This window comes from Pseudomonas sp. TE6288, from assembly GCF_054062095.1.
On the sequence record NZ_JBSSEW010000008.1, the window covers coordinates 68,877 to 92,285 of the forward strand.

Below are 23,409 nucleotides of genomic sequence, written 5' to 3' on the forward strand. Positions count from 1 at the left end.
TGATGAACAGGCCTTATTAAAGCAGCAGAACGGGAAAAAGGCCCGTTGAAATCCCTAATAGCCTTGTGCCAGCCGATAGACAGTAGGCCTAATCCAACAGGTCCAGGTGCAAATGCTCGGCCACCGCAGCCGCGCCCGCCACCTTCAACCAGGGCACGCGCCCCAGGCATGGTGCGGGCAGCCGCTCGGCCAGGCTCGACAGGTTCTCCTCCAGACGCGATGTCCGCGGATCGACGATGTTCGCCACCCAACCGGCCAGTTGCAGGCCGTCGCGGGCGATGGCCTCGGCGCTGAGCAAGGCATGGTTGATGCACCCCAACCGCACCCCTACCACCAGGATTACCGGCAGTTTCAGGGCAATGGCCAGGTCTGACAGGTTGGCATGATCGGACAACGGCACCCGCCAGCCGCCGGCCCCTTCGATCAAGGTGAAGTCGGCGTGCTGCGCCAGCACCTGCTGCATCGCATCACGCAGCACCGGTACGCTCAACACCACCCCCGCCTCGTGCGCCGCCACGTGTGGAGCGATGGCCGGCTCGAAAGCGAAAGGGTTGACCGATTCATAGGGCAGTTTGACCGAGCTTTCGTCAATCAATGCCAGGGCATCGCTGTTGCGCAACCCTCTGGGCGTCACCATGCACCCGGATGCCACCGGCTTGGCCGCCAACGTGCTCAGCCCCGACTGCATCGCTGCATGCAGCAGACCCGCGGCGATGGTGGTCTTGCCGACATCGGTGTCGGTGCCGGCAATGAAATAGGCCTGGCTCATGTCACTGCTCCCCGGCCAGCGGTTTGCGCAAGACGCCATACACCACCTGATAGGTGGCAGGCAGCCCCTGAGGCTGGCGGAACTGTTCATAGGCCTGCAACAGGCCCTGCATCCGCGCACGTCCGGTCAACCCCGATGGGCGCCCCGGATTGAGGTTGTGCGCACCCAGCGCCTTGAGCTCGTGGGTCAGGCTGCGCACGTCGGGGTAATGCAGTACATGGGGATGTCGCTCCAGGCCGATCAGCTCCAGACCGCTTTCCCCGCATAGACGCTGGTAATCCTCGAAACGCCGGAAGCGATTGACGTGCACCATGCCATCGACGGCTTGCCAGCTGGCACGCAACTCATCAAGGGTGCCCACGCACAAGCTGCTGAATGCCAGCACCCCGCCTGGGCGCAGCACCCGCCGCGCCTCACCCAGCACGCTGGCGAACTGGCCGCACCACTGCACCGCCAGGCTGCTGAACAGCAGATCGACACTGCCATCGCGCAACGGCAGACGCTCGGCGTCACCCGTCACATGGTGCCGAGCGCCGCCTTGCTCACGGGCATGGCGCAACATGCCCTCGGCAATGTCCACCGCCACACCGTCGGCATCGCTGAAGCGCTCGGCCAGGACCCGGCTGAAATGGCCGGTGCCACTGCCCATGTCCAGCCAGCGCGCTGGGACGAGCCCTGCGGGCAGTTTCCCCAACAGCGCCATGCCTACTGCGCGCTGCAAGGCCGCGACACTGTCATAGCTGGCCGCGGCGCGGGAAAACGAAGCCGCCACCTGGCGCTTGTCCGGCAGGGCACCGGGCAAGGTGGGCTGGGAAAGATCAGTCATCGCCACTCTCATGCAGGAAACTCTTGATGCCCGCCGCCAGCTCCTGCGGGTACTCCAGCAGGAAGGCGTGGGAACTGTCTTCGACCAGGCCGACTTCCACGTCGGGCAACAGGTCGCTCAGGGCCTTGGCAGCCTCCACCGGCACCAGCGCATCACTGCCGGCGAACAGGTGCAGCTGCGGGCCGCCGTATTGCTCCAGGGCAGCGCGTGTATCAAGGCTGGCCAACACGTCCAGACCGGTGGCCAGGTACAGCGGATCGGTGTCGGGCACGCCGACGCCCAGTTGGCGCAGCAAGGTGCGCGGTTGCTGCGCGCCATCGCTGCACAAGGTGCGAAAGCGCTTGAGGGTCACCTGGGTATGGCTGCGGCAGCCATCGAGGAAGGTACCGAAGGTATCCGGTGCCATCCCGTGCGGCCAATCCGGCCGAGCGACAAAGCTGGGATTGCTCGCCAGCGTGAGCAAGCCGCAGCAATGATCGCCGCGCTTGTGGGCCAGGGCGCTGGCGAGCATGCCACCCAGCGACCAGCCGCCAAGCCACACGTCGTTGGGCAGCTTGCGGTCGAGGTAGTCGACCCAGGCCAGCGGGTCGCTGTCGGCCAGGTCCGGCAACGGCATCAGTTCGACCTGCAGGCGCGGGTCCTGGGCACGCAGGCTGGCGGCCAGCGGCTCCAGTGAGGCGGTGCCCAGCCCCCAGCCGGGCAGAAGGATCATTCGGTTACGCATCGGCGGACTCCAGCTGTGGATAACACTCGGCCAATGCATTCAACAATAGCTGCACCTGTGCCTCACTGTGGGCGGCGCTCAGGGTCACCCGCAGACGGGCGCTGCCAGCGGGTACGGTGGGTGGGCGAATCGCCGTGACCAGCAGACCGCGTTCACGCAGCAAGCGGGACAATGCCAGCGCCCGCCCCGCATCGCCGATAAGGATCGGCTGGATCGCGGTGTGGCTGTCCATCAGGGTCAGGCCGATCTGCTCGGCGCCGGTGCGGAACTGCTGGATCAGCGCGGCCAGGTGCTCGCGCCGCCAGCGCTCCCGACGCAGCAGCTCCAGCGCCTTGAGTGTGGCGCACGCCAATGCCGGTGGCTGGCTGGTGGTGTAGATGTAGGGCCGGGCGAACTGCACCAGCGCCTCGATCAGATCCTCGCTGCCGGCAACGAAGGCGCCGGCGGTACCACAGGCCTTGCCCAGCGTGCCGATCAGCACCGGCACGTCATCGACACCCAGGCCGAAATGCTCGACCAGGCCGCCGCCGTTGGCGCCCAAGGTACCAAAGCCATGGGCATCGTCGACCATCAGCCAAGCGCCGCGGCCGCGGGCGGCCTTGGCCAACGCCGGCAGGTCGGCGCAATCGCCGTCCATGCTGAACACGCCATCGGTGACCACCAGGGTATTGCCGGTGGCTTTCTCCAGGCGACTGGTCAGGCTGGCCGGATCGTTGTGCAGATAGCGGCTGAAGCGGGCGCCACTGAGCAGCCCGCCGTCGAGCAGGGAAGCGTGGTTGAGGCGGTCCTGCAAGACTGTGTCGCCCTGCCCCACCAGCGCGGTGATGGCCCCGAGGTTGGCCATGTAGCCAGTGGAAAACAGCAACGCGCGAGGGCGCCCGGTCAACTCGGCCAGTGCTTCTTCAACGTCATGGTGCGGCGTGCTGTGGCCGATCACCAGGTGCGAGGCGCCACCGCCGACACCCCAGCGCTCGGCGCCATCGCGCCAGGCCTTGATCACCTCGGGGTGATTGGCCAGGCCCAGGTAGTCATTGCTGCAGAAGGCCAGCAGCGGCTGGCCATCGACCACCACCTGCGGCACTTGCGGGCTTTCCAGCAGCGGCCGTTGCCGATAGAGGTCCGCGGCACGCCGTTCGGCCAGCCGCGCGGCGAGATCGAAGGCCATGCTCAGGCCGAGGCTGCGTCGTAGAACAGCTCGCTGCTGCGCTGCTCGACCAGCGCCTGTTCGATGGCGGCCTGGTGCACTTCGTCGGCGTGCTCTTCACGGGCTTCCGGCTGGATACCCAGGCGGGCGAACAGCTGCATGTCCTTGTCGGCCTGCGGGTTGGCCGTGGTCAGCAGCTTCTCGCCGTAGAAGATCGAGTTGGCCCCGGCCATGAACGCCAGGGCCTGCATCTGCTCGTTCATCTGCTCACGGCCGGCCGACAGGCGCACGTGGGACTTGGGCATGAGGATCCGGGCCACGGCGAGCATGCGGATGAAGTCGAACGGATCGACGTCTTCCTCGTCGGCCAGCGGCGTGCCGGCAACCTTGACCAGCATGTTGATCGGCACCGACTCCGGGTGCTCGGGGAGGTTGGCCAGCTGGATCAACAGGCCGGCGCGGTCGTCCAGCGACTCGCCCATGCCAAGGATGCCCCCGGAGCAGATCTTCATGCCGGCGTCACGCACGTAGGCCAGGGTCTGCAGGCGTTCGCTGTAGGTGCGGGTGGTGATGATGCTGCCGTAGAACTCCGGCGAGGTGTCGAGGTTGTGGTTGTAGTAGTCCAGGCCGGCTTGGGCCAAGGCCTGGGTCTGCTCCTGGTCGAGCTTGCCGAGGGTCATGCAGGTTTCCAGGCCCATGGCCTTGACCCCTTTGACCATCTCCAGCACGTAGGGCATGTCCTTGGCCGAGGGATGCTTCCACGCCGCGCCCATGCAGAAGCGGGTCGAGCCGATGGCCTTGGCCCGGGCGGCCTCCTCCAGCACCTTCTGCACTTCCATCAGCTTCTGTTTTTCCAGCCCGGTGTTGTAGTGGCCGGACTGCGGACAATATTTGCAATCTTCCGGACAGGCGCCGGTCTTGATCGACAGCAGCGTGGAAACCTGCACGCGGTTGGGGTCGAAATGTGCACGGTGAACGGTCTGGGCCTGGAACAGCAGGTCATTGAACGGCTGCTGGAACAGTGCCTTGACCTCGGCCAGGGACCAGTCGTGACGGGTTGTTGCAATTGCGCTGGCGCTCATCGGCGTTTCCTTATCTATGGTCTGACTGACGCCGGGACAGGGAAACCCACCAGCGCATCACGGATAGCTCGCATAGTCACGGAAGGCCCCATGAACTGTCAACCAATCAAGAACACACTGGTTTACATCTGTACAAATATCGAACAATCCTGTTTGCTTTGCGATGAGCTCGCGGGGCAGCCCTACCCACTGTGCGTCGCCTGCGAGCAGGCGCTGCCCTGGCTGCAGGAGCAATGCCGCCGTTGCGCGCTGCCCCTGGCCCTGGACGACCTTCTCTGCGGCAGTTGCAGCCGCCGCCCACCGGCATTCAAACGGGTGATCGCGCCCTGGCATTACGGCTTTCCCGTCGACACCCTGATAAGCCGCTTCAAACACAACAGCCAGTGGCCCCTGGGGCGGTTGCTCGCCCAACTGCTCGGCCAGAACCTGAGCCACCACTATCACGAGGGCTTGCCGCGGCCGGATCGCTTGTTGCCCGTTCCCCTGGCCGGGCGTCGACTGCGCCAGCGCGGCTTCAACCAGGCGGCGATGCTCGCCCGCTGGCTCGCCAGGCAATTGCGCCTGCCCTGCGACGAGCACCTGCTCCAGCGGGTACGCGATACACCGGCGCAACAGGCGCTTGGTGCCAAGGCCCGGCAGCGCAATCTGCGCCAGGCCTTTGCCCTCACCCCGGGCAGTGAACTGGAGGGCCTGCACCTGGCGCTGGTCGACGACGTGCTGACCACCGGGGCGACCGCGCAGACCATCGCCCGGTTGCTGCGCAAAGCCGGAGCCCGGCAGGTGGATATCTACTGCCTGGCGCGCACACCGCGCCCGGGCCAGGCTTGACTTGACCCGGTGACGGCGGCAACGTCGCGGAACCTTCACCACGCCTGATGCCCACCCATGTCCCTGCCCGCCTTGCTCACCCAGCACATCGCCCGCCGCCCACAGCGCATCGCCCTGTTGCAACATGTCGCCGAACAGGGGTCCATCACCCGCGCCGCCAAGGCCGCGGGGATCAGCTACAAGGCCGCCTGGGATGCCATCGACGAACTCAACAACCTGGCGGCGCAGCCCCTGGTGGAACGCAGCACCGGCGGCCGGGGCGGTGGTGGCGCCCGGTTGTCCGCCGAAGGCGAACGGGTATTGCGTCTGTACCAGCGCCTGCAGGCGTTGCAGGCAGAGATCCTGGAGTCCGCCGAGGACAGCAGCGACTTCGCCCTGCTTGGCCGGCTGATGCTGCGCACCAGTGCGCGCAACCAGTTGCAGGGACGCATCAGCGGGCTGCGCCGCGAAGGCCGGCATGACCGTATCAGCCTGGACCTGGGCGGCGGCCTGGAGATCGAGGCCTTGATCACCCGGGGCAGTACCGAACGCCTGGAACTGGCACTTGGGGGCACGGTGGTGGCGCTGCTGAAGGCGGGGTGGGTGCAGTTGCTGGGGCCGGACGAGCTGGCGGAGCAAGGCAGCAATTGCCTGAAGGCCAAGGTCGAGGAGCTTGTCGGTGAGCAGGACGGTCCAGTCGAGGTGCGCCTGGCACTGGGTAACGGGCAGACTTTGTGCGCTTTCGCCGAGGCTGACTGGCTGGCGCAGTATCAAGTCGGGCCGCAGAGCATGATGCGAGTGCAGTTCCATCCGTCGTTCGTGTTGCTGGGGGTGCCGGTCTAACCGGCTACGACAAGGGCGGGGCCTGCCTTGTGATTGGGGTAACATGCAGCCACGCCGTCCCCGCGCCTGGAGCCTTTCATGTCCCACCCCTTCGACACCCTCACCCCCGACCTCGTGCTGGACGCCGTGGAAAGCCTTGGCTTTCTCAGCGATGCGCGGGTGCTGGCGCTCAACAGCTACGAAAACCGTGTCTATCAGGTGGGCATCGAGGGGGAACAACCGCTGATCGCCAAGTTCTATCGCCCTGGGCGCTGGAGCGATGCGGCAATCCTCGAAGAACATGCCTTCACCGCCGAACTGGCGGAGTGCGAAGTGCCCGTGGTGGCGCCGCTGCTGCACGAGCGCCGCTCCCTGTTCGAGCACCAGGGGTTTCGCTTTGCCCTGTTCCCGCGCCGTGGCGGCCATGCCCCGGAGCCGGGCAACCTCGACCAGTTGTACCGCCTGGGTCAGTTGCTCGGGCGCTTGCATGCCGTGGCGGCCATCCGGCCATTCGAACACCGTGAACAGCTGGCTGTGGACAACTTTGGCCATGCCTCGCTCAACACTCTGCTGGACGGTGGCTTCGTCCCTCGCGAGCTGCTGCCGGCCTTCGAGTCCGTGGCCCGCGACCTGCTCAAGCGGGTCGAGGATATCTACGCCCGCACCCCGCACCAACTGATCCGCCTGCACGGCGACCTGCACCCCGGCAACCTGATGCATCGCGACGATATCTACCACGTCGTCGATCTCGACGACTGCCGCATGGGCCCGGCGGTGCAGGACCTGTGGATGATGCTCGCCGGCAGTCGCGAAGAGCGCCTCGGCCAGCTGGCCGAGCTGATCGACGGCTACAACGAATTCCACGACTTCGACCCGCGTGAACTGGCCCTGATCGAGCCACTGCGCGCCCTGCGCCAGTTGCACTACAGCGCCTGGCTGGCGCGGCGCTGGGATGACCCGGCGTTCCCCCGCAGCTTCCCGTGGTTCGGCCAACCACGCTACTGGGGGGACCAGATCCTGGCGCTACGTGAGCAGATGGCCGCCCTCGATGAACAACCGCTGAAATTGTTCTAGGTGCACGTCGCGCTCTGTCTACAATAGGCGTCGCTTTATTTAGCTACCTAAGCAAGGATTCTGCATGCACGCCGCAAACCCGCGTCGCGGGTATATTCTGGGCCTCGGCGCCTACATCATCTGGGGCCTGTTCCCCCTGTACTTCAAAGCCATCCAGAGCGTCCCGGCGGTGGAGATCATCGTCCATCGGGTGCTTTGGTCGGCGCTGTTCGGCTCGCTCCTGCTGCTGGTATGGAAGCACCCCGGCTGGTGGCGCGAACTGCGCGACAACCCCAGGCGCCTGGCCATCCTGGCCCTGAGCGGCACTCTGATCGCCGGCAACTGGCTGACCTATGTATGGGCGGTGAACAACGGGCGAATGCTCGAGGCCAGCCTGGGCTACTACATCAACCCGCTGATCAACGTGCTACTGGGCATGTTGCTGCTCGGTGAGCGCCTGCGCCGCCTGCAATGGCTGGCAGTGGGCCTGGCGGCCCTCGGGGTGGCGCAACAAGTCTGGCAGGTCGGCAGTCTGCCCTGGGTATCGTTGGCGCTGGCACTGTCCTTCGGCTTCTACGGGCTCATCCGCAAGCAGGCGCCGGTCGCGGCACTGCCCGGCCTGGTGGTCGAAACCTGGATGCTGGTACCGCTGGCGATCGGCTGGCTGCTGCTGCACCCAACGGCCAACAGCGCCAGCCTGGAATTTTTCAACAGCAGCGAGGCGCTGTGGCTGATCGCCGCCGGCCCGGTAACCCTGATACCCCTGGTGTGCTTCAACGCCGCCGCGCGCCACCTGCCGTACACCACCCTGGGTTTCCTGCAGTACCTGGCGCCGACCTTGGTGTTGCTGCAAGCGGTGTGGCTGTTCGATGAGCATCTTTCGTCCAGCACACTGATGGCATTTGCGTGTATCTGGGCAGGCCTGGCGGTCTACAGCGTCGATGCCTGGGTGAGTTTGCGCAAGCGCGCCTGATCAATTAATGATCAAATAGCTGCAGACCACGGAGTGCGTGGCCTGCAGCAAGGTCTCCAGAGGTTATCCACACCCTCGTCCCCGTGGTTTGTGCACAAGCGACTGATTACTGGGTGTTTTTTGCTCAATGCTGGCTAACCGGCGCGGGCTCTGGGCTGGCGGCGAAGGCCCCCAGGTTATCCACAGGGGCATCCCCGTAGAATCTGGATAAAGAAGCTGGGTCACGCCCGACAACTCGCCTCATTCCTCAGGCCGCAAACTCAACTCCACCATCAGATCGTCCGCCAGGTTCTCAAGCCGCTGTTGCAGTTCGTCAAGCGACAGGGTCAAGGGCAGCGCCAGCAGCGCATCGGCCTGGAACAACGGCTCGCTGCTCATCGGTGCCGGGCGCACCTCGGTGCTCAGGCGCTCCACATTCACCCCAAGCTCCGCCAGCAGGCGGGTGATGTCACGGACAATGCCCGGCCTGTCGTTGCCCACCAGCTCCATGGCGATCGGTTTCCAGGTGCAGGACGGCTCGATGCCGCTTTCGGCGATCAACACTCGAATGCCGTGGTCGCCCAGTTTCTGCAACGACTCGACCAGTTCGGCGTAGTTCTCCGCCGGTACCGCCACCCGCAGGATCCCGGCGAACTGGCCGGCCATGCGTGACATGCGGCTTTCCAGCCAGTTGCCATTGTGATCGGCGATGCATTGGGCGATACGCTCTACCTGCCCGGCCTTGTCAGGGGCGATCACGGTCAGTACAAGATGGTCCACGGGGCCACTCCTTCATTCGTCTGCAAGCGCCGCCGCAGATGGGGGCGATACGGGGATCGAATCAGTATAGGCAAGGCGCGGCAACCTGCCGCAGGACAGCCAGGCCAACTAATCGTGTACTGTTTCAAGATTTATCTGGAACAATCCACCTGTTTTTTGCGAACATGTCGTCTCCCAGCGTGACCCTATGCGACCAATCGGTCGCAGAGCGACGCTTTTAGTCTGATGTTTACCTGCCTGCTGCTTCATGTAGTATGCATCGGCGCGGACTACAAAAACGTCGTTTCGATGTCTGCCAAGGCGCCTGTGAAAATACGCCAACCGCCCGCCGGCCCGTCTGGCGAGCCGCACCCAGCCGCCCCGGAATGCGCGGGCATGCACTGGTGCCGTGTTTAGAGAAGCGCTACAGGCTTAATACAGAAGAGCGAAAGCGAAATAGCTGAGCAGAGGTGAGGCAAGCAATGACTGGATACGTTCAAGTCGGTGGCCTTCAGGTCGCCAAGGCCCTGTACGACTTCGTCAACGACGAAGCGATTCCTGGAACCGGCATCGAAGCCGACAAGTTCTGGGCCGGGGCGGCAGAGATCATTAAAGACCTCGCTCCCAAGAACAAAGCCCTGCTCGCCAAGCGCGACGAGCTGCAAGCCAGGATCGACGCCTGGCACCAGGCCCGCAAAGGCCAGGCCCATGACGCCGTCGCCTACAAGGCATTCCTCCAGGAGATCGGCTACCTGCTGCCACAAGTCGAGGACTTCCAGGCCACCACCCAGAACGTCGATGACGAGATCGCGGTCATGGCCGGCCCGCAGTTGGTGGTGCCGGTGATGAACGCCCGTTTCGCCCTGAACGCCGCCAATGCCCGCTGGGGCTCGCTGTATGACGCGCTGTACGGCACCGATGTCATCAGCGATGAAGGCGGCGCTGAAAAAGGTCAGGGCTACAACAAGGTCCGTGGCGACAAGGTCATCGCCTTCGGCCGTGCCTTCCTCGACCAGGCCGCGCCGCTGGCCGCAGGCTCCCATGTCGACTCCACCGCCTACCGCATCGACGGCGGCAAGCTGGTGGTCGCCCTCAAGGGCGGCAGCAACAGCGGCCTGCGTGACGACGCCCAGCTGATCGGTTTCCACGGCGATGCCACCGCGCCGACTGCCGTGCTGCTCAAGCACAACGGCCTGCACTTCGAGATCCAGGTCGACGCCAGTACCCCGGTCGGCAGCACCGACGCCGCCGGCGTGAAAGACATCCTGATGGAATCGGCACTGACCACCATCATGGACTGCGAAGACTCGGTCGCCGCCGTCGACGCCGACGACAAAGTGATCGTCTACCGCAACTGGCTGGGCCTGATGAAAGGCGACCTGGCCGAAAGCGTGAGCAAAGGCGGCAAGACCTTCACCCGCACCATGAACCCGGATCGCGAATACGCCGCGCCCAACGGCGGCAGCGTGACCCTGCACGGCCGCTCGCTGCTGTTCGTGCGCAACGTCGGGCACCTGATGACCAACCCGGCGATCCTTGACGCCCAGGGCAACGAAATCCCCGAAGGCATCCAGGACGGCCTGTTCACCAACCTGATCGCCCTGCACAACCTCAACGGCAACACCAGCCGCAAGAACACCCGTACCGGCAGCGTCTACATCGTCAAGCCGAAGATGCATGGCCCTGAAGAGGTAGCGTTCGCCGCCGAGATCTTCAGCCGCGTCGAAGACCTGCTGGGCATGCAGCGCAATACCGTCAAGGTCGGCATCATGGACGAGGAGCGCCGCACCACGGTCAACCTCAAGGCCTGCATCAAGGCTGCGGCCGAGCGCGTGGTGTTCATCAACACCGGCTTCCTCGACCGCACGGGTGACGAGATCCACACCTCCATGGAAGCCGGCGCCGTGGTGCGCAAGGGCGCCATGAAGAACGAGAAGTGGATCGGCGCCTACGAGAACAACAACGTCGACGTCGGCCTGGCCACCGGCCTGCAGGGTCGCGCGCAGATCGGCAAGGGCATGTGGGCCATGCCCGACCTGATGGCCGCCATGCTCGAGCAAAAGATCGCCCACCCGCTGGCCGGGGCCAACACCGCCTGGGTACCGTCGCCGACCGCCGCCACCCTGCACGCCCTGCACTACCACAAGGTCGACGTGCAGGCCCGTCAACGCGAGCTCGCCTCGCGCACCCCGGCTTCGGTCGACGATATCCTGACCATCCCGCTGGCGGCCAACACCAACTGGTCGGACGAGGAAATCCGCAACGAGCTGGACAACAACGCCCAGGGCATCCTCGGCTACGTGGTGCGCTGGATCGACCAGGGCGTGGGCTGTTCGAAGGTACCGGACATCAACGATGTCGGCCTGATGGAAGACCGCGCCACCCTGCGGATTTCCGCCCAACTGCTGGCCAACTGGCTGCGCCATGGCGTGGTCACCCAGGAGCAGGTGCTGGAAAGCCTCAAGCGCATGGCCGCGGTGGTGGACAAGCAGAACGCCGGTGACGCCCTGTACCGCCCGATGGCGCCAAACTTCGATGACAACATCGCGTTCCAGGCGGCGATCGAGCTGGTGATCGAGGGTGCCAAGCAACCGAACGGCTACACCGAGCCGGTCCTGCACCGTCGTCGTCGCGAGTTCAAGGCGCGCAACGGGCTGTAGGTCATCAAGGGGCCGCTTTGCGGCCCAATCGCCGGCAAGCCGGCTCCCACAGGTCAACACTATCCTTGTGGGAGCCGGCTTGCCGGCGATTGGGCTGCGAAGCAGACCCAGTACGATTAGTCCATTCTCAGTTCTTTGCGTACCAGCTCCAGCAACTTGCCCAGGTCCACCGGCTTGAGCAAAAAGTCCACCACCCCCAGGTGCATCACGTCCACCGCCTCCTTCACATCGGTGTCGCCCGACACCACGATGATCGACAGCGCCGCCCGCTCGGACTCGCGAATCTGGCGAATCAACTCCAGGCCATCCTTCGGCTCCATGCGCAGGTCGGTGATCATCAGCGCGATCCGCGGTTCGTAATGCAGCTTCAACATCGCTTCCTGCGCGCCGTCAGCCGTCATGCAGGCGACACCTCGACTCTTCAGGTACAGGCTCAGCGCCTCGCTGTTCACCGGGTTGTCGTCCACCACCAGCACCACGGGACGAGCCGCGACAGGCGCACTCACCCCAGCCAGTGCCTCGCGCTCGGCGTCACTCAGTATGTCGTCATGCTCGGCCATGGCCCATCTCGTCAAAAAAATCTCGTTCACAGCTTAGGACCGCGAAATTTACATAGCCCGGTTCGCCTTTCGTCGGGTCCTTGACAGCCTCGCTCTAGACTTACGTCCAATGGGCACCACAGTACGGCCAGCCGACCATGGAGGCCGAGAACAACAAAGCCGACCCCTATAGATAGATATATATAGTTCGGCGTAGCGATACGGTCAGCTTCATGAGCAAAAAGGACGCCTACACCCAGGCCGGCAGGACAGCGGTACTGCAAAACATCCAGGGCACCCTGCAGTTCCTGCAGCGTTTCCCACCGTTCAACCAGATGGAACACAGCCACCTGGCCTACCTGGTGGAACAGTGCCAGCTGCGCTTCTACGCGGGCGGCGAAAGCATCATCACGCCGGCCGAGGGCCCGGTCGAGCACTTCTATATCGTCAAGCAGGGGCGCGTGGTCGGCGAACGTCACCATGTCACCAAACCAGGCACCGAGACCACCTTCGAGATCACCAGCGGTGAATGCTTCCCGCTGGCGGCCTTGCTCGGCGAGCGGGCCACCCGCACCGAGCACCTGGCCGGCGAAGACACCTTCTGCCTGCAACTGGACAAGGCCGCGTTCATCCGTGTGTTTTCCATGTCCGAGGTATTCCGCGACTTCGCCTTGCGCGGCGTCAGCAGCCTGCTCGACCAGGTCAACCAGCAAGTGCGCCAGCGCGCCGTGGAGACCCTGGGTACCCAGTACTCGCTCAACACACCGCTGGGCGAACTGGCGCTGCGCCACCCGGTGGTGTGCACGCCAGACACGCCACTGCGCGAAGCCGTGCGGCAAATGCACGAGCAACAGGTCGGCAGCATCGTGATCATCGATGAGCAGCGCCACCCCATCGGTATCTTCACCCTGCGCGACCTGCGCCAGGTGGTGGCCGACGCCAGCGCCGAACTGACCGCGCCCATCGAGCGCTACATGACCGCCAAACCGTTCTACCTGAGCCCCCAGGCCAGTGCGTTCGACGCCGCCATGGCGATGACCGAACGCCACATTGCCCACGTCTGCCTGGTGGACAACCAGCGCCTGTGCGGGGTGATTTCCGAGCGCGACCTGTTCTCCCTGCAGCGCGTCGACCTGGTGCACCTGGCCCGCACCATCCGCCATGCACCGCGGCTGGACAGCCTGGTGGCACTGCGCGGCGAAATCGGCCAACTGGTCGAACGCATGCTCGCCCACGGCGCCTCCTCGACGCAGATCACCCAGATCATCACCCTGCTCAACGACCATACCGTGTGCCGGGTGATCGAACTGGCCATCGCCGAGCGCGGCGACCCCGGCGTGCCGTTCAGCTGGTTGTGCTTCGGCAGCGAGGGCCGCCGCGAGCAGACCCTGCACACCGACCAGGACAACGGCATTTTATTCGAGGCCCGTGACGGCGCCGAAGCCGAGGCGATCCGCGCACGCTTGCTGCCGTTGGCCCAGCAGATCAACCACAACCTGGCCCAGTGCGGCTTCACCCTGTGCAAAGGCAACGTGATGGCCGGCAATCCCGAGCTGTGCCTGTCGCGTGGCGAATGGGCGCGGCGCTTCGCCGGCTTCGTGCGCGAAGCCAGCCCCGAAAACCTGTTGGGCTCAAGCATCTACTTCGACTTGCGCGTGGTCTGGGGCGACGAGCAGGGCTGCGAGCAACTGCGCCAGGGCCTGCTGGAGCAAGTCGCGGACAACCGCATCTTCCAGCGCATGCTGGCCGACAACGCCCTGCGCCAGCGTCCGCCGGTCGGGCGCCTGCGCGAGTTCGTGCTGACCCGCCAGGGTGACGACAAGGCCGCCACCCTCGACCTCAAGGTGCAGGGCCTGACCCCGTTCGTCGATGGCGCCAGGCTGCTGGCCCTGGCCAACGGCATCACGGCGTGCAATACCCTGGAGCGGCTGCGCCAGCTGATCGCCAAGGGCATCATCGACCCGCTCGACGGCGCCGCCTATGAAGAGGCCTACCACTTCATCCAGCAGACCCGCATGCAGCAGCACCAGCGCCAGAGCCGCGAGAACATGCCTTACTCCAACCGGCTCGACCCCGACAGCCTCAACCACCTGGACCGGCGCATCCTGCGCGAGTCCCTGCGCCAGGCCCAGCGCCTGCAGAGCAGCCTGGCCTTGCGGTACCAGTTGTGAACCTGTTCGCCTGGTTGCGCCCCACAGCCCCCGAACTCGATGCGGCGCTGCAGCGGCGCCTGGCCGCGCTGCCCAGCCCTGCGCCCCTGGGCGTGTGCTCCCTGCGCGAACAGCGCTGGGTGGTGCTGGACCTGGAGACCAGCGGCCTGAATCTCAATCGCGACCAGGTGCTGTCGATCGGCGCGGTGGCCATCGAGGACGGTGCCATCGACCTCGGTCGGCCGTTCGAGCGGACCCTGCGCCGCCCCGAACAGAAAACCAACGCCAGCGTGCTGATCCACGGCCTGGGCCCCAGCGCCCTGGCCGCCGGCTGCGAACCGGCCGAAGCACTGCTCGACCTGATGACGTTCATCGGCGACAGTCCGATACTGGCGTTCCATGCCCCTTTCGACCAGCGCATGCTGGCCCGGGCGTTGAAGGACAGCCTGGGCCTGCGCCTGCAGCATCCGTTTCTCGACGTGGCGGAGCTGGCGCCGATGCTCAACCCCGACACAGTGCTGCGCGAGGCCGGGCTGGACGACTGGATCGCCCGTTTCGGCCTCGAGGTCCAGGCCCGCCACCATGCCAGCGCCGATGCCCAGGTGACCGCGGAACTTGCGTTGATCCTCTTCAGCCAAGCGCGCCGCCAGCAACTGGACAGCCCGCTGCAGCTGGAGCAGCGGGTGCGCCAGTGGCGACGACGCAAGACGCAGCACCACGGTCTCTGATTTTTTTTGCGCTTTCCCCGCCATGCTGGCAATCCGATAAGCGTCAATTGCGCCCTCCCCCCTGCCTCTGCCACAATCGCGAATAATTATCGTTAGTTAACGCATTCTTTCCCGGGGAGCGCTTCTTGACGTCTGCGCACAGTCCACATGCCGAACTGGTCGGCGCGCTGTACCGCGACCATCGCACCTGGCTGCTGGCCTGGCTGCAGCGCAGCACCGCCTGCCGCCAGCGTGCCGAGGACCTGAGCCAGGACACCTTCGTGCGCCTGCTCGGCCGCGAGCGTTTGGACGCCCCCCGCGAACCCCGCGCCTTTCTGGTCGCCGTGGCCAAGGGCCTGTTGTTCGACCACTTCCGCCGCGCCGCCCTCGAGCAGGCCTACCTCGCGGAACTGGCGCTGCTGCCCGAAGTCGAGCACCCGTCACCGGAACAGCAACACCTGATCCTCGAAGACCTCAAGGCCATCGACCGCTTGCTGGGCAAGCTCTCGAGCAAGGCCCGGGCAGCCTTCCTGTACAACCGCCTGGATGGCCTGGGGCACGCCGAGATCGCCGAGCGCCTCGGGGTGTCGGTCTCGCGCGTGCGCCAGTACATCGCCCAAGGCCTGCGCCAGTGCTATGTCGCCCTTTATGGGGAGCCGACATGAAGCATGCCCCGGTGTCCAGCAAGGTGCTGGAAGCGGCCATCGCCTGGAAGCTGTGCCTCGACGAAGGTAGCGGTACCCCGGACGAACGCAGCGAGTTTACGCGCTGGCACGCCGCCCACGAGGAGCACGCCCGCGCCTGGCTGCAACTGGGCATGCTCGACCAGCGCGTCAACACTGCCGCCGGGCCGGTACGCCACACTCTATTGCAATCCCGGGCCGGGTTGCGCCAGCGTCTGGGCGGCCTTGCCGGCATGCTGCTGCTCGGCGGCCTGCTGGCCTGGGCCGGCGCACCGTCACTGTCGCCCACCTACTGGCTGGCCGACCAACGCACCAGTACCGGCGAGCTGCGCACCCTGCGCCTGGAAGACGGCACCCTGCTCAGCCTCAACAGCCAGACCGCAGTGGACATCGACTTCCAGGGCGAACAACGGCTGATCGTCCTGCACCAGGGCGAGATCTCGGTGGAAACCGGCCACAAGGACAGCCGCCCATTGCTGGTGCGCACCGAGGAGGGCCGTCTGCGCCCACTGGGTACCCGCTTCCTGGTCAAGCGCGAGGAGGCCGGCACACGCCTGGAGGTGCTACAGGCATCGGTAGCTGCCAAACCCCAGCACAGCGGCGACGAGCAGGTGCTGCGCGAAGGCCAGCAAGTGCTGATGAGCGCCGACGGCCTGGGCAGTGTCACCCCCGTGGCGGTCGGCAGCGACGCCTGGACCCGCGGCATGCTGGTGGTGGACAACGTGCGCCTGGCCGACCTGGTGGCCACCCTCGGCCAGTACCGCAGCGGCCATCTGGGTGTCAGCGACGCAGTGGCCGAGCTGCGCGTGAGCGGCAGTTTCCCGCTGACCGACACCGACCTGGCCCTGGCCTCGCTGCAACCGGTGCTGCCGGTGAAGATCGAGCGGCATACGCCGTGGTGGGTCACCGTTACCGCCAAATAGCCCCAGCCAGACCGCCCTTTGGGAGCCGGCTTGCCGCCTCCCAAAGGTTTTTGCAAATCAGTCGTATTTTTTTTCACACCCCCCTGTCACTTTCCCACTCTCGCTCGGCAAGGAAGCAGTCAGCACTATTTCGTCGAGGAGCCGCTGAATGTCCCGTGCCGTTGATGCTTTGCTTCGCCCCAGCCTGATGGCCCTGGCCATCAGCCTGGCCACCCCGTTGGCCAGCACCGCCCTGTTCGCCGCCGAACAGTCCGCCATGCGGGCCTACAACCTGCCCAGCGCACCGCTGGCCAGCACTTTGAACCAGATCGCCAGCCAGGCCGGTATCGCCCTGGCGCTGGATCCGGCGCTGGTCAGTGGGCGTAATTCGGCGCCGGTCAGCGGCCAGTACAACGGTATTGGCGCGCTACAGGCGGCCCTGCGTGGTACCGGCCTGCAGTTGCAGCAAAGCAGTGCCGGCAGCTACAGCCTGGTGGCGGAAGGCAGCCTGGCGCTGCCGGAGACCAACATCGACGCCAACAGCAGTTTTGAAAGTGCCTGGGGCCCGGTGGAGGGCTACACCGCCAAGCGCACCGCCGCCGGCACCAAGACCGACACCGCGCTGGTCGAAGTCCCACGCTCCATTTCCGTCGCCACCCGCCAGCAGATGAGCGACCGTGGCGTGCAGAGCCTGGATGATGCGGTGAAGTACATGCCAGGCATCGTCTCGGCCAGTTTCGGCAGCGACACCCGCTATGACTGGATGCGCGTGCGCGGCTTCGAGCCGACCCAGTTCCTCGACGGCCTGCCTCTGCCCCGCGGCGTGTATGCCAACCCGAAAGCCGAAACCTGGAACCTCGACCGCCTTGCGCTGCTGCGTGGCCCGGCCTCGTCGGTGTATGGCCAGACCCCGCCCGGCGGCCTGCTGGACATGGTCAGCCGCCGCCCCCAGGCCGAGAGCAGCCACGAGATCCAGCTGCAGTACGGTAGCGACAACCACCGCCAGATCAGCTTCGCCAGCACCGGCAAGCTTGATGAGCAGGGCCAGTTCCTCTATGGCGTCAGCGGCGTGGTGCGCGACAGCGGCACGCAGATCGACCATATCGACAACAAGCGCTACAACATCGCCCCAAGCCTGACCTGGAACATCGACGACGACACCTCGCTGACCTTCCTCAGCCAGTTCACCCGCGACGATACCGGCGCCACCAGCCAGTTCTACCCGATCCAAGGCACCAAGATCGACATGCCGTTCGGCAAAGTCTCCCGCCACAAGAACCTGGGTGATCCGGATTACGAATACTACGACCGCACCTACTACGCGCTGGGCTATGCCTTCGAACATCGTTTCAACGATGTCTGGCAGTTCCGCCAGAACGTGCGCTACACCAAGAGCGAGTTGTCGTTCCAGACGATCACCGTTGGTAGCTACTACCAACCCGGCGGCCCGGTGGACAACGAGGGCAATGCCAGCCGCATGTCCACCAACGTCAATGAGGACATCAGCCAGTTCGCGCTCGACAACAACTTCCAGGCCGACTTCAGCACAGGCCATATCAGCCATACCGTGCTGATCGGCCTGGACCACCAGCGCACCGAATCCGACTTTCTCTCCATCTATGGCTTCAACGTACCGCCCACCAACGTCAACAACCCGGTGTACGGTTTGCCAATCACCCGCCCGGACCGCTCCGCGGCCTATATGGACTACAACCAGAAAACCGTGCAGACCGGGCTCTACATCCAGGACCAGATGGCGCTCGACAAATGGCGCCTGACCCTGGGCGGGCGTGAAGACTGGGTGCATACCGGCACCACGTTCCTCAACAAGGGTAATGCCACCAACACCCAGCGCGACAAGCAGTTCAGCGGTAACGCGGCGCTGAGCTACGTGTTCGATTCAGGCTTTGTTCCCTACCTGTCCTATGCCGAGTCGTTCCAGCCAAGCACCGGCTCGGACGCGGACGTCGAGAAGTCGTTCAAGCCGACCGAAGGCCAGCAATGGGAGCTCGGCATCAAGTACCAGCCACCTGGCTCCAACACCCTTTTGTCGGCGGCCGTGTATGACCTCACCCAGAAGAACGTGACCGTCACCAACAACGTGGGTGGGGTGCCGGTCTCCAGCCAGACCGGGGAGGTCAAGGTCCACGGCCTGGAACTGGAAGCCGTCTCCGACGTCACCGACAACCTGAAAGTGATCGCCGCCTATACCCTGGCCAAGTCCGAAGTCCAGAAAGGGCAGTACAAAGGCAACCGCCTGCAACAGATGCCCAACCAGCAGGCATCCTTGTGGGCCGACTACACCTGGCATACCGGTGTGCTTGACGGCTTCGGCATTGGCCTTGGCGCACGCTACACCGGCAACCGCTACGGCGACGAAGCCAACACCTGGCTCGGCAAGAGCAAGGCCTACACTGTGTTCGACGCTGCGGTGCACTACGACCTCGGCCGCCTGGACAGCAGCCTCAAGGGGGCCTCGGTGGCGGTCAACGCCAGCAACCTGCTGAACAAGGACTACCTCTCGACCTGCGACGGCTACTACTGCTACTACGGCGACCAGCGCAGCGTCGTCGCCAGCGCCACCTACAAGTTCTGAGTGACCGAAGCCATCGCGGGGCCAGCCCGCTCCCACGGTCAGTGGGGGCGGGCTGGCCCCGCGATGCGTAAGGAGCCGTGATGAAAAGCCAAACCATCCGCCGCTGGTCAGCGATCCACACCTGGAGCAGCCTGGTGTGCACGCTGTTCCTGCTGCTGCTGGCCCTCACCGGCCTGCCGCTGATCTTCCACCACGAGCTGGAACACCTGCTGGGCGATGCCCCCGAACTGCGCGAGATGCCCGCCGGCACCCCGCACCTGGACCTGCAGCAACTGGTGCTCAAGGCCGAGCAACACCGCCCTGGCGAAGTCATGCAGTACTTCGGCTACGAAGAGGACGAACCCAACGGCGTGGTGGCGATCATGGCCGCCACCGCCGGCACCCACCCCGACCAATCGCACACCTTCATGCTCGATGCCCGCACCGGCGAGGCCGTGGCCATGCCGGCGGCCAATGGTGGTTTCATGATGCTGATGCTTCGTCTGCACGTGGACATGTTCGCCGGGCTGCCCGGCAAGTTGTGGCTGGCCTTCATGGGCGTGCTATTCGTCGTCGCGATCGTCTCCGGCACGGTGCTGTACGCGCCGTTCATGCGCCGCCTGGAGTTCGCCACAGTGCGCCACGACAAATCCCGGCGCCTGCGCTGGCTCGACCTGCACAACCTGATCGGCGTGGTCACCCTGACCTGGGCCCTGGTGGTCGGCGTCACCGGTGTGATCAGCGCCCTGTCCGACCTGGTGATCGCGACCTGGCGCAACGACAGCCTGGCGGCCATGGTCGCGCCCTACCGCGATGCCCCGCCGCTCACCGAACGCGCCCCGGCCAGCCAGCTGTTGACGATCGCCGAACAGGCGGCACCCGGCATGCGCCCGGACTTCATCGCCTTTCCAGGCACGCGTTTTTCCAGCGAGCACCACTACGCGGTATTCATGAACGGTGCCACACACCTGAGTTCGCACCTGTTCACGCCGGTACTGATCGATGCTCGCACCCTTGCAGTGACGGCCGTAGGCGACCGTCCCTGGTACATGGATGCGATGGGCCTGTCGCAGCCTTTGCATTTCGGCGATTACGGCGGGCGACCGATGCAGATCCTCTGGGCTTTGCTGGACGTGCTGACAATCATCGTGCTCGGCAGCGGCCTCTACCTGTGGTGGGGCAAGCAGCGCAAACCCAGAGGGTCGCGCGCATGAGCCACAGGTCGCAAGCCACTGTACGCATCTTCGCCTGGCCAGCGTTGATTGCCATACTTGGGCTCCTGGGCCTGTTCGCCGCACTGCTCGGCGACGGTGGCTGGGACATTCTGGCATGGGCCGGCCTGGGTCTGCCGGCCCTGGTGAGCTTGCGCGGGCTGCTCTGGCGTCGGGTGCGCTAGCCCGCTACCACCCCGCAACCGCAGGTATTGCCAAGCATGGGGGTTTTCCTCAACCCAGGACCCGCCCCATGCGCCCCCTCGAACAACTGGAACAGATCGACCGACAGATCAGCGACCTGCTCGGCGGCCTCCCGACCCTTGACCCTCAGCACCCCATCAACCCCGATACACGCACCTGGCTGCACGGCCAACTGGCCAGCTTCTGGACAACGGCCGATGAGCATGGCGAAACCCCAAGACAAAAGCTGCTGGCACTGCGCAAGGCGCTGATGCTGGCCGAGGTTGAATTGCGCCTGGGCGACCAGACCTTGGCCAACGGGTCAGCCGAGCAGCTGCGGGCGTGCCTGGAACAGCCGCTTCCCTCTCAGCGCAGGCAGCTGCCGCTGGCCAGCAGGCCACAGGTCTATCGCGTGCTGCTCGACGGCATACGGCCCAACTGGCGCAGCTACCTGCCAGGCACACTGATCATCGTTGCCGGCACCGCCGAGGGCCCTATGCTCACGCCTCAGGATGCCGCAGGCATGGCCTTGCTATGCAGCCTCTCACAAGGCATAGAGGCCTTCGACTCCCTTGCCGCACTGCACCAGGAACTTTGCGAACGCCTGGAGGACCCACTCCAGAGCAAGCCTCTGCTGCATCTGTATCCTGACCCACAGGCGGACCGCGTTCGTCGGTCACAGCGCCTGCGCTATGACTGGTACACCGATAGCCTGCTGGAGGCCCAGATCGACAGTGCGATAGAAGCCCAGCGCCAACGCTTGAGTGACGCCGGCTTGTGGAGCAACGGCTCACCCGACCAGCACACCCGAATACATAAAGCCATGCAACTCTGGCACGAAGTCGGCGCCAAACCCATCCTGCTGACACGTTACTCCCGATTACTTGAGAAGAACCTGCCGAACTGGCTGCGCAACACCTCTGCGCAAGGCCTGAGCCATATGATGCAGGCCATGCAAGAGCTGGTGGCAATCGCCGAGCAGGCTGCTGCCCCGGGAGTGCTGACCCTTAACGACTTCAAGCAACGCAATAGCCTGCTGGCCTGGGCCAACGCACGCCTTCGCGAGCGCCTTAGCCATAACCTGGGGTACGACACAGATCCTCGCGATATCAAGATCAGGGTCGTGCGTGCCCGCCGCACCGGCGCCATCATGCATCCCTTCGCCATCTCATCCTATGTCACCTATGTCGGCATGCGACGCGTGGGCCACGAGATGGTGGAAATGGTCGAAGAAATCAACACGCTCGAAGAGATCGCCCTCAAGAACTTGCCGTGGTTCGATACCGACTACTGGCTTACTGCTCGGGTGAGCCATGCCCACGGCAAAGCCATGCCCGCCGGGCTCACGCCGTAGTATGTCAAGCACATGGTCCGGGAACTGAACGTAGGTGACAGCTACGCAAAGTACCTGCACACCCAACTTGTCAGTTCCAGAGTGGGCAAATGGCGCCTGACCGCGCACAGCAAGGTCAACCGTGCACGCATGCACGCTGAAGCAGTCAAGGCGCGCTACGCCGGGCACTTTGGCGAAGACCCTTTCGAACACGGCTACAACTGGGTGCGCGCAGTGTTGGACCAACCACACAATGCCTTGCGTGCGCCAGTCGCAGGCTACCCGGTCACTGTTCGGCAGCTAAACATCATGGGCCATACCCTGCAGGGCGTGCTTCTGCTCAACAGCACCCCCTACAAGTCTCCGGCATGCGTGCTGTACACCCCGGATGCCCCGGACCGCAGGTCCTGGCGTCGTTTTCGAACAACCCGCGAACTGCTTCGCACGTTGCGCCAACAGCCCACGTTGAGAGCATACGTAGCCCAGCGCCTGCCATTGTTGCCTGCCGCCACGGTGCAACGGCTGCTGGACAAGGGGCGCATGAGCACACATTTGACGACACCCGAGATCAAGGACGACCTTTTCTTCGTCTACTACATCGCCGAAGCCCGGGCGCTGATCGCTCAGGCCGATGCCGACAGCATGACGACCAGGGAAGTGAACGTGGCATCGGTCATGGCGCTGAGCTGGCGCTTGCTGGACTTCATCAGCCTCCTGCTGCCGAACCGTGCGCTGCTGGTGCTGTCGATCGGCCGCATGGCAATCGATATTTGGGACGGCGTCGAGGCCTTCAAGCAAGAGGATGTCGAAGGAGTGATGCGGCATGCCTATCAAGCGCTTAGCCACCTCAACGATGCGGGTACCAGTTTTCTTGGTTCCAGAGTGCTACGCCGATCCCTGCGCGGGATCCCCAAACAACCGCCACTGCCACTGCCCGCACGCCTCCAGGTACAACCAGGGAGCAGCCTGCGCTATCGCATAGACGGCATCTACGGTGAAGGTGTATACGAGCAAAGCTCGGCGTTTGGCGGGCACTCACTGTACTTCGTCAAGGACAACGACAACCGCTATTACCAGGTCAGCTTCGACGGCTACCGCTGGCGGGCGATCGACCCTGACCAGCCAGACGTCTACCTGCAGCAACCGCTCAAGCGCAAGTCCGACGGGCAGTGGGTCATAGACTCACCGGTACTTTGGTACGACGGGCTGCCCGACCTGAAGCAGTTACTGCAAGACTGCTACCTGCAGGTGCCTGTGGCCGGCCTGCCACTGAACATCGAACAAGGGCTCTTTGAGGCTGACGATCAGCTGTACCTGGCGCTCGAGAACGGACAGTTGCCGGTGCGTCGCCACCTGCTGCCGGATCATTACCACTTGCAGATTACTGTCGCCAACAACGCCGGGGTGGTGCCGTGGGCGGTGATGCGTCACGAAAACGGCCAGTGGCTGATACGCGTTCGCCAGGCAGGGCGCAGCAGTGACTGGCTGACACTGCCAGACCAACCACCGCCCGCCCAATGAAAGCCCG

Annotated in this window: 18 protein-coding genes and 2 pseudogenes; 13 read left to right on the plus strand and 7 right to left on the minus strand. The window is 64.8% G+C overall.

Features of this window, described 5'->3' with window-relative positions; translation table 11 throughout:
• Positions 1-88 precede the first annotated feature (88 nt).
• The 5 genes from bioD to bioB are packed head-to-tail and all read right to left on the minus strand — an operon-like array spanning position 89 to position 4,545.
• Complete coding sequence (gene bioD / locus ACVWY1_RS10080; RefSeq protein ID WP_102681901.1) at positions 89-769, minus strand: dethiobiotin synthase; 681 nt, start codon at positions 767-769, stop codon at positions 89-91.
• Between the two features lies 1 nt (position 770).
• Positions 771-1,595, minus strand: a complete 825-nt coding sequence (bioC, locus tag ACVWY1_RS10085) for a malonyl-ACP O-methyltransferase BioC (RefSeq protein WP_277502541.1) — start codon at positions 1,593-1,595, stop codon at positions 771-773.
• A complete protein-coding gene (locus ACVWY1_RS10090) occupies positions 1,588-2,319 on the minus strand; it encodes an alpha/beta fold hydrolase (protein ID WP_277502540.1) in 732 nt (243 codons plus the stop codon). Before ACVWY1_RS10090 ends, bioC begins: the two co-directional genes overlap by 8 nt.
• Positions 2,312-3,484, minus strand: coding sequence for an 8-amino-7-oxononanoate synthase (bioF, locus tag ACVWY1_RS10095; RefSeq protein WP_457378210.1), 1,173 nt, complete (start codon positions 3,482-3,484; stop codon positions 2,312-2,314). Before bioF ends, ACVWY1_RS10090 begins: the two co-directional genes overlap by 8 nt.
• Before the next feature lie 2 nt (positions 3,485-3,486).
• Positions 3,487-4,545, minus strand: a complete 1,059-nt coding sequence (gene bioB, locus ACVWY1_RS10100) for a biotin synthase BioB (protein ID WP_110697436.1) — start codon at positions 4,543-4,545, stop codon at positions 3,487-3,489.
• Positions 4,546-4,635: 90 nt separating this feature from the next.
• On the opposite strand from bioB, the gene ACVWY1_RS10105 reads away from it, so the two are divergent.
• The 4 genes from ACVWY1_RS10105 (at position 4,636) to rarD (ending at position 8,200) form a co-directional block, all read left to right on the plus strand.
• On the plus strand, positions 4,636-5,373 hold the full coding sequence (locus ACVWY1_RS10105; protein WP_277502539.1) for a ComF family protein: 738 nt from the start codon (positions 4,636-4,638) through the stop codon (positions 5,371-5,373).
• Between the two features lie 57 nt (positions 5,374-5,430).
• Positions 5,431-6,195: a TOBE domain-containing protein gene (locus ACVWY1_RS10110; RefSeq protein ID WP_277502538.1), complete on the plus strand. Its 765-nt coding sequence runs from the start codon at positions 5,431-5,433 to the stop codon at positions 6,193-6,195.
• A gap of 78 nt (positions 6,196-6,273) precedes the next feature.
• Positions 6,274-7,248 carry a serine/threonine protein kinase gene (locus ACVWY1_RS10115; RefSeq protein ID WP_277502537.1) on the plus strand — a complete coding sequence of 325 codons (975 nt, stop codon included), beginning with the start codon at positions 6,274-6,276 and terminating at the stop codon, positions 7,246-7,248.
• Between the two features lie 64 nt (positions 7,249-7,312).
• Complete coding sequence (gene rarD / locus ACVWY1_RS10120; RefSeq protein WP_139668006.1) at positions 7,313-8,200, plus strand: EamA family transporter RarD; 888 nt, start codon at positions 7,313-7,315, stop codon at positions 8,198-8,200.
• Positions 8,201-8,440: 240 nt separating this feature from the next.
• On the opposite strand, the gene ACVWY1_RS10125 is transcribed toward rarD, so the two are convergent.
• Positions 8,441-8,959, minus strand: a complete 519-nt coding sequence (locus ACVWY1_RS10125) for a glycine cleavage system protein R (RefSeq protein ID WP_457378211.1) — start codon at positions 8,957-8,959, stop codon at positions 8,441-8,443.
• A gap of 461 nt (positions 8,960-9,420) precedes the next feature.
• Here ACVWY1_RS10125 and ACVWY1_RS10130 point away from each other — a divergent pair, with 461 nt between their 5' ends.
• On the plus strand, positions 9,421-11,598 hold the full coding sequence (locus tag ACVWY1_RS10130; protein ID WP_457378212.1) for a malate synthase G: 2,178 nt from the start codon (positions 9,421-9,423) through the stop codon (positions 11,596-11,598).
• Between the two features lie 116 nt (positions 11,599-11,714).
• Here ACVWY1_RS10130 and ACVWY1_RS10135 read toward each other — a convergent pair.
• Positions 11,715-12,165: pseudogene (locus ACVWY1_RS10135) on the minus strand (response regulator).
• Between the two features lie 205 nt (positions 12,166-12,370).
• Between ACVWY1_RS10135 and ACVWY1_RS10140 the strand changes: the two are divergent.
• The 8 genes and pseudogenes from ACVWY1_RS10140 (at position 12,371) to ACVWY1_RS10175 (ending at position 23,402) form a co-directional block, all read left to right on the plus strand.
• Positions 12,371-14,308 carry a putative nucleotidyltransferase substrate binding domain-containing protein gene (locus ACVWY1_RS10140; RefSeq protein WP_457378213.1) on the plus strand — a complete coding sequence of 646 codons (1,938 nt, stop codon included), beginning with the start codon at positions 12,371-12,373 and terminating at the stop codon, positions 14,306-14,308.
• Positions 14,305-15,015 (plus strand): 3'-5' exonuclease, encoded by a 711-nt coding sequence (locus ACVWY1_RS10145; RefSeq protein ID WP_277502533.1) that lies wholly within the window; start codon positions 14,305-14,307, stop codon positions 15,013-15,015. The genes ACVWY1_RS10140 and ACVWY1_RS10145 overlap by 4 nt, the downstream gene beginning before the upstream one ends.
• 125 nt (positions 15,016-15,140) lie before the next feature.
• A complete protein-coding gene (locus tag ACVWY1_RS10150; RefSeq protein ID WP_277502532.1) occupies positions 15,141-15,659 on the plus strand; it encodes an RNA polymerase sigma factor in 519 nt (172 codons plus the stop codon).
• The gene (locus ACVWY1_RS10155) at positions 15,656-16,600 is read left to right on the plus strand and encodes a FecR domain-containing protein (RefSeq protein ID WP_277502531.1); all 945 of its coding nucleotides are present in this window, start codon (positions 15,656-15,658) and stop codon (positions 16,598-16,600) included. The genes ACVWY1_RS10150 and ACVWY1_RS10155 overlap by 4 nt, the downstream gene beginning before the upstream one ends.
• A 148-nt stretch (positions 16,601-16,748) precedes the next feature.
• Positions 16,749-19,175: a TonB-dependent siderophore receptor gene (locus ACVWY1_RS10160; protein ID WP_457378214.1), complete on the plus strand. Its 2,427-nt coding sequence runs from the start codon at positions 16,749-16,751 to the stop codon at positions 19,173-19,175.
• Positions 19,176-19,255: 80 nt separating this feature from the next.
• On the plus strand, positions 19,256-20,368 hold the full coding sequence (locus ACVWY1_RS10165; protein ID WP_277502529.1) for a PepSY-associated TM helix domain-containing protein: 1,113 nt from the start codon (positions 19,256-19,258) through the stop codon (positions 20,366-20,368).
• Positions 20,365-20,550: a hypothetical protein gene (locus ACVWY1_RS10170; protein WP_139667991.1), complete on the plus strand. Its 186-nt coding sequence runs from the start codon at positions 20,365-20,367 to the stop codon at positions 20,548-20,550. Before ACVWY1_RS10165 ends, ACVWY1_RS10170 begins: the two co-directional genes overlap by 4 nt.
• 68 nt (positions 20,551-20,618) lie before the next feature.
• Positions 20,619-23,402, plus strand: a pseudogene (locus ACVWY1_RS10175) (dermonecrotic toxin domain-containing protein).
• The last annotated feature ends 7 nt before the right edge of the window (positions 23,403-23,409 follow it).

Coding starts and splice junctions, on each gene's coding strand:
- bioD (WP_102681901.1), bottom strand. CDS start 769: ATGAGCCAGGCCTATTTCATTGCCGGCACCGACACCGATGTCGGCAAG.
- bioC (WP_277502541.1), bottom strand. CDS start 1,595: ATGACTGATCTTTCCCAGCCCACCTTGCCCGGTGCCCTGCCGGACAAG.
- ACVWY1_RS10090 (WP_277502540.1), bottom strand. CDS start 2,319: ATGCGTAACCGAATGATCCTTCTGCCCGGCTGGGGGCTGGGCACCGCC.
- bioF (WP_457378210.1), bottom strand. CDS start 3,484: ATGGCCTTCGATCTCGCCGCGCGGCTGGCCGAACGGCGTGCCGCGGAC.
- bioB (WP_110697436.1), bottom strand. CDS start 4,545: ATGAGCGCCAGCGCAATTGCAACAACCCGTCACGACTGGTCCCTGGCC.
- ACVWY1_RS10105 (WP_277502539.1), top strand. CDS start 4,636: ATGAACTGTCAACCAATCAAGAACACACTGGTTTACATCTGTACAAAT.
- ACVWY1_RS10110 (WP_277502538.1), top strand. CDS start 5,431: ATGTCCCTGCCCGCCTTGCTCACCCAGCACATCGCCCGCCGCCCACAG.
- ACVWY1_RS10115 (WP_277502537.1), top strand. CDS start 6,274: ATGTCCCACCCCTTCGACACCCTCACCCCCGACCTCGTGCTGGACGCC.
- rarD (WP_139668006.1), top strand. CDS start 7,313: ATGCACGCCGCAAACCCGCGTCGCGGGTATATTCTGGGCCTCGGCGCC.
- ACVWY1_RS10130 (WP_457378212.1), top strand. CDS start 9,421: ATGACTGGATACGTTCAAGTCGGTGGCCTTCAGGTCGCCAAGGCCCTG.
- ACVWY1_RS10140 (WP_457378213.1), top strand. CDS start 12,371: ATGAGCAAAAAGGACGCCTACACCCAGGCCGGCAGGACAGCGGTACTG.
- ACVWY1_RS10155 (WP_277502531.1), top strand. CDS start 15,656: ATGAAGCATGCCCCGGTGTCCAGCAAGGTGCTGGAAGCGGCCATCGCC.
- ACVWY1_RS10160 (WP_457378214.1), top strand. CDS start 16,749: ATGTCCCGTGCCGTTGATGCTTTGCTTCGCCCCAGCCTGATGGCCCTG.
- ACVWY1_RS10165 (WP_277502529.1), top strand. CDS start 19,256: ATGAAAAGCCAAACCATCCGCCGCTGGTCAGCGATCCACACCTGGAGC.
- ACVWY1_RS10170 (WP_139667991.1), top strand. CDS start 20,365: ATGAGCCACAGGTCGCAAGCCACTGTACGCATCTTCGCCTGGCCAGCG.